The organism is Streptococcus mitis (assembly GCF_002096815.1).
Classification (GTDB): domain Bacteria; phylum Bacillota; class Bacilli; order Lactobacillales; family Streptococcaceae; genus Streptococcus; species Streptococcus mitis_AD.
Map to the genome: position 1 here is coordinate 59,917 of NZ_NCVJ01000018.1, position 18,723 is coordinate 78,639.

An 18,723-nucleotide genomic window follows, 5' to 3' on the forward strand; every position below is an offset into this window, starting at 1 on the left:
GATGTTGGGAATTCTAGTCACCCTATTGCTCTATTTCTGCTTGATTTCCTTGATTGCCTATTGGAAAAAAGGGAGCGAAGAGGACTATTATCAGGTTAAGAAAGCTGTTCCAGTGACAGTTTTGGCCTTCTCAGTCTTTGCGACCTTGCTCAGTCCCATTTCCTTTCTGACTCTGGTGGGGAATGCCTATACAGGCAGGTCCTATCTCTGGTTTGCCCAATGTGGCATCTTTCTAGCCATTCCACTAGCTCATCGCTATTTTCTGCCCCTCTATCAAAAGGGAAACTATGAGACAGCCTATCATCTTTTAGAGGACAAGTTTCAATCGACTGGCATTCGTTCACTGGCCTCAGGTCTTTTCATCCTCTACCAGTTGGGGCGAATAGCAGTGGTGACCTACTTGTTGTCTCAGGCCTTAGAGCCTTTTATCCTCATCAATCAGCTGGTCTTGTCAGGTTTACTCCTTCTCTTGACGGTCTATTATCTGGCAAGGGGTGGTCTCTTGGTTGTGCTGTGGACGGACTTCTTTCAAGGCTTGGTCCTACTGGCTATATTGGCCCTCTTTCTACCAAGAATTGCCCAATCTGGTTTAGTCGTGAATAGCAGTCAACAGCTATCTCACTTTGCAGAGACGCTGGATGGGAAGACGGTCTTTATCTTAGTTGCAGGAGCAGGTTTTAGTAGCTTGTTTTCCTACGTTTCTTCGCAGGATATCGTCCAACGTTTTAATAGCAAAATGGGGCGTCAGAAGATTGGAAAAATCTTATGGATACAGGGACTTTTGTCCTTTGGGATTGCTAGTTTACTGTATCTGATTGGCTGCTTGATTCGTCAGGAAAATTTTGCTACCACATCGACCAATCCTGTTCTCATTGCTTACGCTCGGGAAGGTCTGGCGCCTTGGTTTGGCAGTTTTATCATGCTGGCTCTCTTGGCAGCAGGCCAATCCACAGTTTCATCCAGTATGAATGCAATCGTGACCTGCTTGAAGTTGGATTTTGCTTGGTCAAAGATTCGCTGGTCGCCAAGTATTCTATCCTTTGTCTTAGCAGGTCTGTCCTGGCTCCTCTGCCTCTTGCTCATGAATGCAGAAATCTACTCCATCTACGAATGGATTAACGGCTTTATGGGCTTGACACTAGGTGTGATAGGTGGTTTGTACCTCTTGGTCTTACTTCTCAAAAGACCGAACTTACAGTTAGCCAAAATCTATCTGGTTTTTAGTCTAGGAGCCTTGGTTCTCTATCATTACAGTGGCCTTTTTGCCAACCCTAATCCCTGGTTAAATAGCATCATCACTACCCTATCTGCCCTGTTTATCTCATTTCTAGGAAGACTATATGAAAACAACATCTAAACCCATAGCCGTCATTTTGATCCGTTCGGGTTCACGCGGCTTAGTGGATAAAAATATCAAACCGCTTGCAGGCAAACCCTTGGTTTTCTATACCATCGAAGTCGCTCTAGCTTCTAAGCTATTTAGTGAAATCTGGATCTCATCAGACTCACTAGCCTATCTAGAACTCTGTCGTCAAGCCTATCCAGAGATTCGTTGTGTCCATAGACCAAAAGAATTGGCCCTATCCACAACCTCTAGTTTAGAAACCTTACGAGACTTTTTACAGCCCTTTGAAGAAGAGCAGGTCTTTGTGAATCTACAGGTGACCTCACCCTTGAGGGAGGTGGAGCATCTTATCGATTCCTACCAGCTCTACTGTCAGTCTGGCGCCGACCATTTGATTTCCTGTGTTAAGGCGGACAAGAGTCGTAGTCTTTTCTTGCAGTTAGCGGAGTCGTCATTTATCCGCCCGCCTCACGTTTCCAAGCACTATGCTCGGCAAAAAGAGCCTGTCTATTACTATCCTAACGGTAGTATCTGGATTTCTCGCAAGGACCGTTACCTACGAGACGAGACCTTTTACACAGATAAGACAGTAGCCTATGAAATGCCCAAACTCTATTCTTATGATATCGACGATGCCTTGGACTTTGAAGTCGTTGAGACCTTGCTGCACCATCACCACCTAGGAGAATCAAAGAGATGAAACACCTCATCATTGCCACAACGCCCTTGCAGGCCAAGATTGCCCAGCATATCAAGAGCCTCTATCCTGATCAGGAATTTGTCAGCCTTTATGTCAGTCCTGTCAAAAATGCCCGTCAGGAGCATTATGCCAAGGATTTTGACCATGCTCACTATCCTCAGACGGCAGAGGACTTGGCTCAGATTTGTCAGGAGCTTGCCGGCGACTATGACACTATCTTTTATGCTAGTTTTGACAATAGCTTGATTCTGGACTTGGTTGCTAGTTCGACCTACCAACACCTCATGAGTTTTGATGATGGCTATGCGGATATTTACCCCTTGGGTATGTATGCCCTCCCTCTTCAACCCAGTCAGGTGGGGCCTTTGGGCTTGACTAGAGATGATTTGATTGAGCGGACGGAAAAGCACTATACCCTCTATCGCAGTGACTACCATGTCGTGGCTAGAGAAAAGCTAGTTTATCTGGAGCATTTTTTTGACCTGCCTCAAGCTCCCGTTTCAAATGGTAAGACGGTCAAGGTCCTGCTGGGACAAAAGTTCTCTGAAGAGGACGACCAGATCTCCATCCGCTTTATCAGCACTTATGCCAAGGCCTTGGCAATTGACCTCTATCTACCCCATCCCAAGGAAACCTTCACTATCCCTGATGTGACCTACTTGGAGACGGAGTTGATCTTTGAAGATGTTCTAGCCCAACTCTTTCAAGAATACGAGTTCGTTCATGTCTATCATTTTACCTCATCCGTCAGCCTGCACCTTAAAGACCTGCCCCATGTGACCATCACAGGTATTTCTCTCCCCTACTATGAGGACCGTCAAAAAGAATTGCGACGATTAGGTTGTCAGTTTGAAATAGTTTCACTTGGCTGGTAGTATAAATGTATATTTTTAAATATGTAAATCCATACATCTGTATGGATTTTTTATATATAAATATAGCGAAAAACTATAGTTTGAATGATCAAAAAGTATTGAGATTATTTGTATAGGGGGTTTTAAAGTGTTAAAATAGAAGTGTCGGGTTTTCAGGTTTATCAATTGTTATGTCTATAATAATATAATAATATTTGAAAATCATACAAAAAAATAAAGATAAAGGATGCTAAGGATGTTTATAAATAAAAAGGAAAAATTTTCCATCCGTAAGTTTAAAGACGGTCGTTCAGACTCAGTCAAGATCGGTACAGTCGGTCTCATTGTCGGTGCAGCCCTTGCAATGGCGGCTGGAACGCAGACTGTAGAAGCGGCGATGAAAGAAAACAGCGACAACACAACAACGATCTCAAATGATAAGGGGTCAGTAATTGTAGATACAGCTAATATTCAGAACCCAGATGAAGGTAGGCAATTTTCAACTGATCCAACTGCAGAGGGAACAAATACAATCACTAAAACAGGAAAAGTAGATTACAAATACGTAACTGCCGAAGGTAACACTGTATTAGAAGAAAACAAAAACCAAGACTCTGGTGCTAATAAAAATATCGAAACACCATACGATGTATACGGTAAATCAGGAGAAGTTTTCAAAGGAACTACAGGTGGAGATGCAGAGGATAGCGACCTAAACGACGCTAAAGAAAATGGTAAGAAAGAAACGATCGAAAAAGACGGAAAAACTTACCACCTAATCGGAGAACCTAAAGTTGAAACGACTGGAGATGGTGGAGGAGTATACTCTGATACAACTCTAGGTGATGTCACTGCGAAATTGACTCCAGAAGGATTAAGCAATGCCGAAGGTAAAATCACTTATGATACTGTAAAACCTGGTGGAAAAGCTTGGATCGTTGAACAAACAGGAAAAGGAACATATGGTAAATATGTACAAGCCGATTCAGGTGCAATCACTTCTGATGATAAACTGAAAGAAGCTTTCACAGCTGGAGAAGCAGCTGCGAAAAACTTCACTTCAGCTAATGTAACTGCGGATGGTGGAATTAAAGAAGGAGACTATGTTTTCGTTCTTGAGAAAAATACCTATGTAACAGCTAAAACTGAGAGTCTCTCTTTAACAGCACAGATACAATTGACATCTAGTGATAATGTAGCAGATAATAAAGATGGAACTGGTGCTACTTTAAATAGAACATATGCAATGGTACAAAACTTTAAAGCGGCTCCAGATACTTTAACAGGAGAAGCAAACAAAACTCTTGTAAAAAACTATCTTGCATATCTTCAAGAAAAAGGATTTGAAGATAACCTCCTTAATTTCAAACGATATATTACTTTAGGAATGGCGGCAAAAACTGGTGGTCCTCTGGAGATTAGTGCTGATAAGGGAGATCAAGTTGATGATAAAGGAAGACCTACAAGTGATATAACAGCTGATATAGCAAGCGTTACTGATCAAGAAACAAGTACTTTAGAAGATAGTAGTGATTTTCTTCTTAAATTTTCTGATCCTTCGCCGGAAGTTGAAGAGTATTCTTACCGTGACGAAATCACTCCTCTTCGTGCATACCGTTTAGCAAGTGGTACTACAACAATCACTTACACTTATGCAGAAGAAAAAACTCGTGAAATCGAGAAAAAAGGTTCTGTAGTCGTTAACTACCAAACAGAAGACGGAACAGAATTAAAAGCTCCTTACACTGATACTCCTGAAACAGTAGCTGAAGTAGTAACTGAGAAATACTATGTTGATGCTGATGGAAATGATGTAATTGTAAGTAGTACTACAGCTTCTAAAAACGTACCTTACAACACTAAAGAAAATGAAACTGAAAAACCTCAAAAACTTACAGATGCACAAGGAAATGTTTACTACCTAAACGAAGCAAACACAATGACATCTGTAAATGGTACAGAAACTACATCACCAGCTGAAACAGGAACAGTAGTAGAAGGTGTTACAAAAGTAACTTACATCTATGAAAAAGCTGGATCAGTAATCGTTAACTACAAAACAGAAGATGGAACTCCACTTGCAGGAACAGTAGTAGACGAAGATGGAGCTGGTAAAACTGTAGAATCAGGTGCAAAAGACATTGATAATGGTAAACCAGGTACAGCTTATAACACTGCAGACAATGGAATGAAACCAACTCGTATTAAAACTGCAGAAGGCAAAGTATACGAATTAGTTCCAGACTTAACTGAAGGTGAAGAAACAGGTGAGGTTGAATCAGGAACAACTAAAGAAGTAACCTACGTTTACAAAGAAGTTAAAGGTAATGTTGTCGTTAAGTATGAAGATACTGAAGGTAACACACTTGCTGATGACGAAAAAGATGAAACAGATGCTTCTCTAAATGTTAAATACGATACAGCTGACCACAAAAAAGAATCTATCGAGAAAGATGGTGTTAAATATTACTTAACAGCTAAAGAACTGAAAGATGGTTCTAAACCAGCTACTGGAGACGTAGTAGAAGGAACAACTACAGTAACTTACGTTTACGAAAAAGCTGGATCAGTAATCGTTAACTACCAAACAGAAGACGGAACTCCATTAACAGGTACTGCAGATGGTGCAAATGTAGCTTCAGGTGCTAAAGACACTACAGACGCTAAAGCAGGAACTGACTACAACACTGCAGACAACGGAATGAAACCAAACCATATTACAACTGCAGAAGGTAAAGTATACGAATTAGTACCAACAGCAACTAAAGGTGAAGAAACTGGTAAAGTTGTTGCAGGTGAAACGAAAGAAGTAACCTACGTTTATAAAGAAGTAAAAGGTAATGTTGTCGTTAAGTATGAAGATACTGAAGGTAACGTAATCGCAGAAGACGAAAAAGACGAAACAGATGCTTCTCTAAACGTTAAATACGACACAGCAGACCACAAAAAAGCTGAAATCACCAAAGACGGTGTTAAATACTACCTAACAGCTAAAGAATTGAAAGATGATTCTAAACCAGCCACTGGAGACGTAGTAGAAGGAACAACTACAGTAACTTATGTTTATGAAAAAGCTGGACAAGTAGTCGTTAACTATCAAACAGAAGACGGAACTCCAATAGTAGGTGTAGACGCGGCTGGTGCTAACGTAGCTTCAGGTGCAAAAGACACTGTAGATGGAAGACCAGGATCAGCATATGACACTTCTGATAACGGAATGAAACCAAACCGTATCACAACTGCAGAAGGAAAAGTATATGAACTAGTACCAACAGCAACTAAAGGTGATGAAACAGGTACAGTAGTAGCTGGAGAAACTAAAGAAGTAACTTATGTTTATAAAGAAGTTACTGGTGACGTAGTAGTTCACTATGTTGACACAGAAGGTAACACAATCGCAGCTGACAAAGATGACCTTAAAGGTGCATCTCTAAGCGAAAAATATGACACTGCTGTTGATAACAAACCAGAAAAAATCACTGCAGAAGACGGAACTGTATACTACATTACTAAAGCTGGACTTAAGGATGGTTCTAAACCAGAAACAGGAAACGTAGTAGAAGGTAAAACTGATGTAACTTACGTTTATGAAAAAGCTGGATCAGTAATCGTTAATTACCAAACAGAAGATGGAACTCCATTAACAGGAACTGCAGATGGTAAAGATATTGCTTCAGGTGCTAAAGACACTGACAATGGAAAACCAGGTTCTGAGTACAATACTGCAGACAACGGAATGAAGCCAACTCGTATCACAACTGCAGAAGGTAAAGTATACGAACTAGTACCAGCATCAACTAAAGGTGATGAAACAGGTACGGTAGAATCAGGTCAAACTAAAGAAGTAACATACGTTTATAAAGAAGTTAAAGGTAATGTAGTAGTTCACTATACAGATGAGGCAGGAAATAAAATTGCTGAAGATGCTAAAGATACAACAGATGGATCAATTAGCACACCATATGATACTTCTGATAACGGAATGAAACCAGAACGTATTACGACTCCAGAAGGCAAAGTTTACCAATTAGTACCAACAGCAACTCAAGGTGCTGAAACTGGTAAGGTTACTGAAGGAACTACAGAAGTAACCTACGTTTATAAAGAAGTAACTGGTGATGTAGTCGTTCACTACGTTGATACAGAAGGTAACGTCATTGCTGAAGATAAAGAAGATACGAAAGGTGCTTCTTTAAACGCTAAATACGATACAACTGACAACAAACCAGAGAAAATCGAAAAAGACGGAACTGTTTACTACTTAACAGAAAAAGCTCTTAAAGATGACTCTAAACCAGAAAACGGAGACGTAGTAGAAGGTAAAACTGAAGTAACATACGTTTACGAAAAAGCTGGACAAGTAGTCGTTCATTACACTGATGAAAAAGGTAACACTATTCAAGTGGACGCTGTTGATACAAAAGACGGCAAACCAAACGCTGACTACAACACTGCTGATAACGGAATGAAACCAAACCGTATCACTACTCCAGAAGGAAAAGTATACGAATTAATCCCTCAATCAACTAAAGGTGATGAAACTGGTAAAGTTAAAGCTGGAGAAACTACAGAAGTAACTTACGTCTACAAAGAAATCACTGGTAATGTCGTCGTTCACTACGTTGATACAGAAGGAAACACACTTGCTGAAGATACGAAAGATGTAGAAAATGGATCACTAAGTGAGAAATATGACACAACTGACAACAAGCCAGCTAAACTTGAAAAAGATGGCACTGTTTACTACTTAACAGCTAAAGAATTGAAAGACGGTTCTAAGCCAGAAAACGGAGCTGTTGTAGAAGGTACTACAGAAATCACTTATGTATACGAAAAAGCAGGAAACGTTCTTGTTCATTACGTAGACGAAGCTGGAAACACTCTTCAAGCAGACGCTGTTGATACAAAAGACGGAAAACCAGGAGCTAAATACGATACTTCTGATAACGATATGAAACCAACTCGTATCACGACTCCAGAAGGTAAAGTATACGAATTAGTACCAGCATCAACTAAAGGTAACGAAACTGGTGCTGTTGAAGCAGGTAAGACTACAGAAGTAACATATGTATACAAAGAAGTGAAAGGAAACGTAGTCGTTCACTACACTGATGAAGCAGGTAACACAATCGCGGAAGACGTTAAAGATACGACTGACGGATCTGTAAGCTCAGCTTATGATACAACTGATAACAAACCAGCTACAATCACTACAAAAGATGGTAAAGTATACGTACTTGTACCAACTTCAACTAAGGGTGAAGAATCTGGTAAAGTAACCGAAGGAACTACAGAAGTAACTTACGTTTATAAAGATGTCAAAGAAGAAGCTTCTAAAGCAATCGATAAAGCTTTATCTGAAAAAGAAAGCAAGATCAAAGAGAACCCTGAGTTAACAAACGAAGAGAAAGAAAAAGCTCTTGAAGAAGCTAAGAAAACAGCAGAAGAAGCTAAGAAGGCATTGAAAGAAGCGAAAACTCCTGAAGATGTAGAAAAATCTACTACAAAAGGTAAAGAGGATGTAGAAAAATCTCCTGTTACTCCAGAAGACAAGCCAAAAGCGAAAGAAGCGATTGATAAAGCTCTAGAAGAAAAAGTTAAGAAAATTGATGAAAACAAAGACTTAACTCCAGAGCAAAAAGAAAAAGCTAAAGAAGAAGCTAAGAAAGACGCTGAAGAAGCTAAGAAAGCGATCGACAAAGCACCTTCTAAAGAAGAAGTAGAGAAAGCTAAAGAAAATGGTAAGAAAGAAGTTGAGAAAGACACTCCAACTCCAGACAAACCATCAACTCCGTCAGAAGATGATAAAGATAAGCCAACTACACCTTCACCAGAAGACAAAGAAAAAGCTAAAAAAGCTGTAGAAAAAGAACTTGAAGAGAAGATCAAAAACATCGATAAAGATCCAAACTTAACACCAGAGCAAAAAGAAAAAGCAAAGGAAGATGCTAAGAAAGAAGCTGAAAAAGTTAAGAAATCTATCGAAGAAGGTAAAACAACTGAGTGGGTAGACGAAAAAGGAAACCCAATCAAACCTGTAACACCAGGAACATATCCAGCAGGATCAATTCCTAACTATGAACTAGTAGGAACAGTTACAAACCCAGAAACAGGTAAAGTAACTCACATCTTCAAACCAGTAACAAAAGAAGGTAAAACTACAGTCTGGGTAGATGTCAATGGTAAACCATTGAAACCATTAGCTGAAGGAGATAACCCAGCTGGAGAAGTACCTGGATATGAATTAGTGGAAACAATCAATACAGGTACTGGAAATGTACTACATGTGTTCAAACCTAGAGGTTCTGAAAAACCAACAGATCCGATGGCACCGGAAAAACCTGAGAAACCTGCAACACCAGGTGAAAAACCAGGAGCACCAATGATGCCATCAGCACCAGTAAATGGTGAAGCTCCATCAGAAGCTAAAGGACAAGCTGCGCTTCCAAACACTGGTACAGAAGATCATGCTAGTCTAGCAGCGCTTGGACTTTTAGGTGTCTTGAGCGGATTTGGGCTTGTTGCTCGTAAGAAAAAAGAAGACTAAATTTAATTAGATTTTCTGATAAGAATAAGGAGTAGGATATCATATCCGCTCCTTTTTCTATGTAAATATGAGGTAATTTTTAAGCTTTTTTGAAAGTTATTAATCATATTTCTGAAGCTATTAATTATCTTTGCTTTTTTATATATCAACATCGATTAAAATATCGAATTGCTTGACATAGTGAATAGATAGAGTTATTATATATATTATACAATAGGTGAAGTCAGGGATTTTCTTAGTATCTATTTAAGGATTTTACTGACTTTTCTTGGTGTAAATAAAAATATAAGAAAAGGAGTAGTAATGTACTCACGAATAAAAAAATATCATGGACAAAAAGTTCAACGATTTTCAATCCGAAAGTATAGTTTCGGTGCAGCATCAGTAGCGATTGCAGCGCTTATGATGTTTGGAGGTGGAGCCACTGCAAAAGCTGATACTATTCAAGGAAACGATGCAAGAACGAGCTCAAATTTGTCTAATCAACAGTCATCGCCATCTCAAGAAAACCTAAATCATGAAGAGAATGTTGCGAGCTCTGATGCTAAGGGAAAAGAAATTCCTTCTAAAGATCCAGTTTCTAAACCAGTAGTAACTTCAGCTGAAGCTTTAGTTAATGAAGATAGGGTAGCACCAGAAAATATTGCAAAGGTAGACTTTAGTAAGTTATCAGAAGCGATTTCACGTATTCAATCAGCTATCGATAAAGTTGAAATTAGTAATAAAACATCAAAAACTATTGAGGATGCAAAGGCAGCACTATTAGAAGCTCAAGCTTTATCAGCAAATGATAAAGCAACTCAGGCAGAGGTAGATAAAACTGTTGCAAGATTAGGAGAAAAGGCTTTTGTAATTGAGAGCATGCCAAAAGTGTCTCCTGCTGTAGAAGATAAATCAGAAACAGAAGCTAAAGTAGAAAAAACAAATAAAAACCAAGATCCACGAAACGGAAAAGCAATTCCTGGTAAAGGGGAAAGTGGGTTTAGAGCGACTCCTACTGGTGTAGGGGAACAAGCAGCGGAAGGTCCTACAAGTAATAATAAGAGGGGGGTAGGAGCTAACCCAGTAGATAACGTTATTTCAAGTTTGAAAAATCAATTTGGGGATATTGATTTCAATACCCCAGATGTTGAAACAAAATCCGCAACTGTTGAAAATCAATATTCAAGAAATAATGCTAGTAGTCCAAATCCAGCCCCAGTGAAGTTAGGGAAAATTACTTACAATTGGAAAGAAAAACGAATAGAAAATGAAATTGATGGTTGGAAGATAGAAGGGACAAATAATTATGTAACAGCTATCAAACCTGAAGCTCCAACAGAAGTTGCGGCTGATAGACCTGCTGGATTTGAACCAAAACCATCTAAAGTTTACGATAATAATGGAAGTATTGATAGACAGTATAACGATACTCCTACTCCAGACAATCCTTTAGCGCCTAATAAAGCTAATCAAAACTATGCAAATGGTGTCAACTACTCAAGTGTACCTGGTATTCCTTTAAATAATGCAGAACATTCTGCTGTCGGTAAAGGCTATTATATTCAGTTAAATAAAAAAGGTACACAAATTTCGAAAGAATTTAATGTCAATCCGAATTCTAGATTATATCTTAGTGCATTAACGGGTGGTGCATATGGGAATATGGGTACTGCTGGTACTGGTGAAAAAGTAGAAATTACCGTTACAGATGCAGACACAGGTGAAGTTTTAACAACACTGAAAGATGCGAATAATAATAGTGAAACAACACACGTTTCAACTCCGTATGGTGATGGAGGGAATGGTAATGGTTTCGGATTCTGGAGAACGATTATTAATACTCCAAATACGACTAAAAAAATTAAAATAACAATTAAGGCACTAGAGGATGGACCAGCATTTAAAAAGACCTATCCAGTAAATGGTAAAACAGAAATTGAAGATGGATATTTTGTAGGTGGGGTCAACTTAGCTGTTGGTGCTGCATTAGAAATGACAACAGATGTTGTTCGTAATAATGCTACATCCTCTTATGGAGAAGACACTCTCTATAAAGACAAAGAATCCGGTCAATTAAGAGTTACTGTGAAAAACGTTGGTGGGTTACCAACGTACGGTGCTTATGAATACACAATTAAAATTCCTGAAGGTGTCGAATTAAAAGATTCTCTAAAAAAAGCAAATGAATGGAATTGGCCTGGTCCTTTCCAAGTCGTATCGTATGATGAAGCTACAAGAACGCTTAGATTGAAATTCAATGCAGGGGATTCAGATCCAGCAAAGAATGGGACAAGAACATTCGGTATTGATTTCACAACGGCAAAAAATTTCAAAGGGACAGCTACTTTTAAGGTAACTGCAGAAATTAAAGAAGGATTTACAGATTTACAAGGAAATAGAGTATTAGAAAATACAGGTGTTGTAAATGCAAATAGTCCATATAGAAATACATTTAATGCACTAGGAAATACAGATAATCCTGATTATTATTACAATAAAACAATTTATATTGATACTGTTAAACCTGTTGCTCCTACAGTAGAACCAGTCCATACAGATAGTATTAATGGCGAAAAAACTGATAAAAATCAACCTACAGAATTATTAATTTCTGTACCAACAGAAAAAGATCCTAATTTAACAGATGTACCTAGAGAAAAACAAGATATCGCTGACAATGATCAAAATAATGGAACAAATAGAAATGCTGATACAGAAGTAAAAAATATTGAACGTGCAATTGGTGGATTAACTTCATTGAAAGTTACTTTACCAAATACTAAAACACCAATTACTTTAACGAAGAAAGCAGATGGTTGGTATAATGGTGCAACAAAAGTTGAAGTACGTGATGGTAAATTAGTTGTTCCAGTTCCAGCAGGTACAGATTTAACGGAAGCGAATGAGACAACAAATCCGGACAAACGTATCAAAGTTACTGTGCTTGACAAAGCAGGTAACGAATCAGATCCAGCTTACGCTAATGTTCTAAACGAAGCTCCAACAGTAGCAGTTGAGAAAAAAGACTTATACGTTTATAAAACTAAAGAAGCTGATAAATGGAATAATGATAAAGTTCTAGAAAAAGCTAAACCATCTGCAACTGACTTAGAAGATGATCGTGATGGTGTTGATTCTACTAAACCAACAATCGCAGTAAGTGATGCAGGTAACCTAGATACAACTAAAGTTGGAGACTACACTGTAAAAGTTCAATCAACTGATAGTGAAGGTAAGAAATCAACAGAAACAAATGTCACTGTTCATGTCTTAGACTTAATTAAAGTAGATCCAACAGTAACAACTGATCCAACAAATCCAAGCACAACAGCTCCAGTATCTCCAAAAACAGCAGATACACCTGTAAAAGAAGGAGATGAAAATCTAGGTAAATATCCAGCAGGAGTTACTCGTGAGGACTTAGTTAAAGAAGTTACACGTACAATTAAGTATCTAAAAGAAGAAGATGCAAACAAAGATAATGCTACTCCTTTATATGCTGAAAAGGTGCAAAAAGTAACTTACAAACGTACAGCAACAGTTAATCCTGAGACAAAAGAAGTAACTTACTCTGATTGGGAAGTTTACAATGAAGCGGATAAACTAACTGATGCTAAAGCAGATGGTACTAATGGTAAGTATAACTCAGTTGAATCTCCAGTTATTAATAATTATTTATTAGTGGATAATGCGGATAAACTTGTTCCAGAAAAAGATGCTCCTAAGCCAGCACAAAATGGAACAGCAACTTCTGAAGTGAAGAAAGTTCTTTATAAAGAAATTGGCTCATTTGTACCAAACTATCCAGCAGGTAAGAAACCACAAGGAGCACCAGATAAGATTTCTTATCCAAATAACCCAAATGATCCAACAGTTCCAGGTGACTTTAGTACTGTAACGATTCCATATGTTCCAGGTTATACTCCAGTATATAATGGACAAGAATTAACACCGAAAAATCCAAATGATCCAACTCAAGGCTATAAAGTTCCAGATGGATTTACACCAACGGATAAATTTGGGGAATCACCAATTACGTATACACCTTCTACTCAAACAGCTAAAGTAGTGATTGAGAAGAAAGTCGATGGAGCCGCAAATGAAGTGGTTTCTAGCTTTGATTTAACAGGTAAATCTGGTTCAGAATTACCAGCAAATACAGATATTGACAACAAAATCAAAGAACTTAAGAACCAAGGTTATGAAGTAGAAAATGATGACTATCATACTCAGGATAATCATCACCCAACATTTGATGACAAGGAAGATATTAACCCAACAGATGGTTCATCAGCACCTTCTCAAACATTTAAAATTGTGGTTAAACCTAGAATTATTGAAGTACCTTCATCAACACCACATGAAAAAGACAGCCCAGTAGACCCAAATGGGGATACCCCAGAACTTAAATGGCCTGAAGGCTTGGCTGAATCTGACTTGAATACGACCGCTAAACGTGTGATTTCTTATGTGAAGAAAGATTCAGATACAGCAGCTGAAGAAAAAGCTAAGGATGATACTGTTCAAACGGTGCCATTCACAAGAAAAGCAACCGTTAATCTTGTCACAAAAGAAGTAAGCTATACAGATTGGGAAAGTCCAAATAAAACATGGGATAAAGTTGGAGTAGATGTTCTACCAGGATATATTGCTGATAAAAAAGAAATTCCAGCTAAAGAAGCTGCAACCCCTGCAAAAGATACAAAAGTAATCCCTGATGAAACGGATAAAGTTACTTATACGAAGATTGGAAGCTGGATTCCTGTTGATCCAACCACTGGTAAGGATGGAGATCCGATTCCATTCCCTAACGATCCAAATGATCCAACCAAGACTGGTGAAGTTACACAAATTATTCCTCATAAAGATGGATATACTCCAAAAGATGGAAATGGAACACCATTAGAACCAGTTAATCCTGCAAATCCAGAACAAGGTTATAAACTACCAAAAATTACGGATCCAAAAGCAAATATCAAGATTACCTATGACAAAGATGATCAAAAAGCAAAAGTTAAATTCGTTTCTGTAGATGATAAAGGTGTTGAAACACCATTAGATACGAAATATAATATTGATGATCTTGCTGGTAAATCAGGAGATAAAATTCCAGAAGAAAAAGTTCAAGCACGTGTTGATGTTTTGAAATCTATGGGATATGATGTTGTAGATAATCCATTTGATCAGGATCCAACGTTTGATACTAAGAAAGAAATAGATCAAGAGTTTACAATTAAAGTGAAACCACAAGTTTCAACTGCAAAACCTGTTTATGTAGTAGAAGGAGATAAACCATCTTTAGAAAAATTAAAAGATGCTGTTACTACTAAAGGAAATAAGAAAACAGTAGATGAAACTAAACTTCCTGATACAACTGATAAAGTTGGGGATGACACATTAACAGCTCCTGTGACAGTGACATACGGTTCAGGGGATAATAAACGTGAAGAAACTGTTAATGTACCGATTAAAGTTGTTGCAGGCTATCCTCAAATTGTTCCAGTAAGTGCAGACAAGAAACAACCGTCTCCAGAAGATAATATTGACCCAGCAGACTATCCAGATGATGCTACATATGAGTACAAAGAAGAAGTTGATACAACAACACCTGGAGATAAGAAAGTAACTGTAGTGGTTAAACAGGGGGATAAAGTACTTGTAGAAGTACCTGCAACTGTTCGTGTAGTTGATAGCACTCCACAATTTGTTGTAGCTGATAAATCCAAACCACAACCAGATGCTAAATCAAGTATCACTCCAGAAGAATATCCAGAGGGAACAACCTTTGAGTATAAAGAACCGGTTGATACAACAACAGCGGGTGAAAAAGATGTAGTCGTTGTAGCGAAATTGGATGGAGATACTTTAGTAGAAGTACCAGCTAAAGTAGTGGTAGTAAGCCCTGAGACACAATATGTATTTGAAGACCCTGCCAAACCACAACCAGATGCAAGTGAAAGTATTAACCCTGAGCAATACCCAGAAGGAACAACCTTTGAGTATAAAGAACCAGTTGATACAACAACACCTGGAGACAAGAAGGTAACAGTAGTTGCTAAGAATGGTGAAGACAAACTTGTAGAAGTACCTGCAGTTGTGAAAGTATTACCATTAGTGAAACCAGAAGGTTTAACAGTTCTTAAAGGTAGCGAAAATTTAGAAGATGCAGTTAAAGCTAAAGCTGAAGAAGTAGTTGCAGCATTACCAAAAGATAAACTTCCTGAAGGTGTGACAGTAAAAGTTAAAGAAGTTAAATCAGGAACTACACCAACAACAGCTGAAGTGACTGAAACAGGTAAACCAAAACCTGCAACAGTTGTTATTGAATATACTGATGAAAAAGGAAACGTTATTGGTACTAAAGAAGTAGAAGTTCCTGTAACAGTAGTTGGTTCAACATCAAAATCATTGGTAGTCTTTGAAGGTGATACAGTAGAAGCTAAAACTGTTCAAGATGCAGTAACACCAGGAGCTAATGGAACTAAAGGTAATCCTGTAATTCCAGAAGATCTAACAAAAACAACAGGTAAGAAAGAAGTAACGGTCCCTGTAACTTACGACGGAATTAAAGATCCAGAACAAGTGAAAGTTCCAGTGACAGTATTGCCAGTTGCTAAAGGTGAAGTAACAGTACCAAAAGGTGAAACTACAGATAAAGTTAAAGAAGTAGCTAAAGCTAAAGCGGAAGAAGTAGCAAACTCAGCAGATTTCAAAGCTAAATTACCAGATGGTGCCAAAGATGTAGAAGTTGGAGCGATTACAGAAGAAGTGCTTGCAACCATTACATCGGAAGCAGGAACAAACAAAGGAACTGTAAAAGTCCCAGTAACCTATACAGTAGATGGCGTTAAGTATACAAAAGATGCAGAAATTACTGTAAATGTCGTTGGTTCAAATGCTGATCAAGTATACGTTGTTGAAGGCGACAAACCTGAAATAGCTAAAGTAAAAGATGCAGTAACACCAGGACAAGGTGGAACAGTACAAGATCCAACAGAAGCTGATTTACCAGATACAAAGGATAAAGTTGGAGCAACCGATGTAACAGTACCAACTAAAGTTAAGTATGCAAATGGTGAAGAGACAGTAAAAGTCCCAGTGACAGTATTACCAAAAGTAACCCCAGAAGGTGTAACAGTTCTTAAAGATAGTGATAAGCAAGAACTAGAAAAAGCTATTAAAGAACAGGCTGAAAAAGCAGCTAATAACGTGAAGGGGCTTCCATCAGGAGTTACTGTAACAGTTACAGAAGTTAAAACAGGAACAGTACCACCTACAGCAACAGTTGGTGTACAAATCCCAGCGACAGTAGTGGTAGAGTATGTGAAAGATGGTAAAGTAGTTGCGACTAAAGAGGTACCTGTACCTGTTAACGTAGTAGAAGTTGTTCCAGTCTCAATAGAGACACCAGTCACACCTACCCCATTAACACCAGAGGATTACACAAAAGGCATCAAGATTCCAGAAGGTGGCAAGGTCACAAATGTTGAAAACATTCCAGACTTGACAACACCAGGTAAGAAAGATCCAGTTAAGGTAACGGTTGAATTACCAAATGGAAAAGTGATTACAGTAGAAGTTCCAGTAACTGTAACACCTGTTAAAGAGATTGAGACACCAGTCACCTCTACCCCATTAACGCCAGAGGATTACACTAAAGGAATTAAGATTCCAGAAGGTGGCAAGGTCACAAATGTTGAAAACATTCCAGACTTGACAACACCAGGTAAGAAAGATCCAGTTAAAGTCACAGTTGAATTACCAAATGGTAAAGTAGTCACAGTAGAGGTTCCAGTAACTGTAACACCTGTTAAAGAGATTGAGACACCAGTCACCTCTACCCCATTAACACCAGAGGATTACACTAAAGGAATTAAGATTCCAGAAGGTGGCAAAGTCACAAATGTTGAAAACATTCCAGACTTGACAACACCAGGTAAGAAGGATCCAGTCAAAGTAACTGTGGAATTACCAAATGGAAAAGTGATTACAGTAGAAGTTCCAGTTAATGTAACACCTGTTAAAGAGATTGAGACACCAGTCACCTCTACCCCATTAACGCCAGAGGATTACACTAAAGGAATTAAGATTCCAGAAGGTGGCAAGGTCACAAATGTTGAAAACATTCCAGACTTGACAACACCAGGTAAGAAAGATCCAGTTAAGGTAACGATTGAATTACCAAATGGAAAAGTGATTACAGTAGAAGTTCCGGTTAATGTAACACCTGTTAAGGAAATTGAAACTCCAGTAACTAAGACCCCATTAACACCAGAGGATTACACAAAAGGCATCAAGATTCCAGAAGGTGGCAAGGTCACAAATGTTGAAAACATTCCAGACTTGACAACTCCAGGTAAGAAGGATCCAGTTAAGGTAACGGTTGAATTACCAAGTGGCAAAGTGATTACAGTAGAAGTCCCAGTTAATGTAACGCCTGTTAAAGAGATTGAAACTCCAGTTACGAAAACTCCATTAACACCAGAGGATTACACTAAAGGAATTAAGATTCCAGAAGGTGGCAAGGTCACAAATGTTGAAAACATTCCAGACTTGACAACACCAGGTAAGAAGGATCCAGTTAAGGTAACGGTTGAATTACCAAATGGAAAAGTGATTACAGTAGAAGTCCCAGTTAATGTAACTCCAGTTAAGGAAATTGAAACTCCAGTTACGAAAACTCCATTAACACCAGAGGATTACACTAAAGGAATTAAGATTCCAGAAGGTGGCAAGGTCACAAATGTTGAAAACATTCCAGACTTGACAACACCAGGTAAGAAAGATCCAGTTAAGGTAACGGTTGAATTACCAAGTGGCAAAGTTATTGTAGTAGAAGTCCCAGTAACAGTCACACCAAAGGCGACTCCAGCTCCAAGAGAAACAGTTAAAACTACCCCAATCGTAGTAGAGGTTGGAACTCCAATTGGCAAAGATGATGTTAAGAAACATATTGAGTTACCAAAAGGTGCTGAAATCGTAGAAGTTGGAGAAATTCCAGCAACTGATACGGCAGGACAAAAACCAAGTGTTAAAGTAAAAGTGAAACTACCATCAGGAGAAATCGTAGAGGTAGAAGTCCCAGTAACAGTCATACCTAAGCATGTTGAACCATCAACTCCAAACCAACCAGCTTCTCAACCAGCAACACCTAAAAATGTTGAAGTTCAAAAAGAATTGCCTAACACAGGTACAGAAGCCGACTCTAGCTTAGCAGCACTTGGACTTTTAGGTGTCTTGAGTGGATTTGGACTTGTTGCTCGCAAGAAAAAAGAAGACTAATTCTAATTAGATT

5 protein-coding genes are annotated in these 18,723 nt (G+C 38.5%); all 5 read left to right on the forward strand.

Going from position 1 to position 18,723, the window contains the following annotated elements:
- The first annotated feature begins 1 nt into the window (after window position 1).
- Window positions 2-1,357: a sodium:solute symporter family transporter gene (locus tag B7696_RS03325; protein ID WP_084862132.1), complete on the forward strand. Its 1,356-nt coding sequence runs from the start codon at window positions 2-4 to the stop codon at window positions 1,355-1,357.
- The gene (locus B7696_RS03330) at window positions 1,341-2,045 is read left to right on the forward strand and encodes an acylneuraminate cytidylyltransferase family protein (RefSeq protein ID WP_000859108.1); all 705 of its coding nucleotides are present in this window, start codon (window positions 1,341-1,343) and stop codon (window positions 2,043-2,045) included. The genes B7696_RS03325 and B7696_RS03330 overlap by 17 nt, the downstream gene beginning before the upstream one ends.
- The gene (locus tag B7696_RS03335; RefSeq protein ID WP_000681395.1) at window positions 2,042-2,920 is read left to right on the forward strand and encodes a glycosyltransferase family 52; all 879 of its coding nucleotides are present in this window, start codon (window positions 2,042-2,044) and stop codon (window positions 2,918-2,920) included. Before B7696_RS03330 ends, B7696_RS03335 begins: the two co-directional genes overlap by 4 nt.
- A 235-nt stretch (window positions 2,921-3,155) precedes the next feature.
- Window positions 3,156-9,446 carry a MucBP domain-containing protein gene (locus B7696_RS03340; protein ID WP_084862134.1) on the forward strand — a complete coding sequence of 2,097 codons (6,291 nt, stop codon included), beginning with the start codon at window positions 3,156-3,158 and terminating at the stop codon, window positions 9,444-9,446.
- 303 nt (window positions 9,447-9,749) lie between these two features.
- Window positions 9,750-18,710 carry a Rib/alpha-like domain-containing protein gene (locus B7696_RS03345; RefSeq protein WP_084862136.1) on the forward strand — a complete coding sequence of 2,987 codons (8,961 nt, stop codon included), beginning with the start codon at window positions 9,750-9,752 and terminating at the stop codon, window positions 18,708-18,710.
- Window positions 18,711-18,723: the final 13 nt, after the last annotated feature.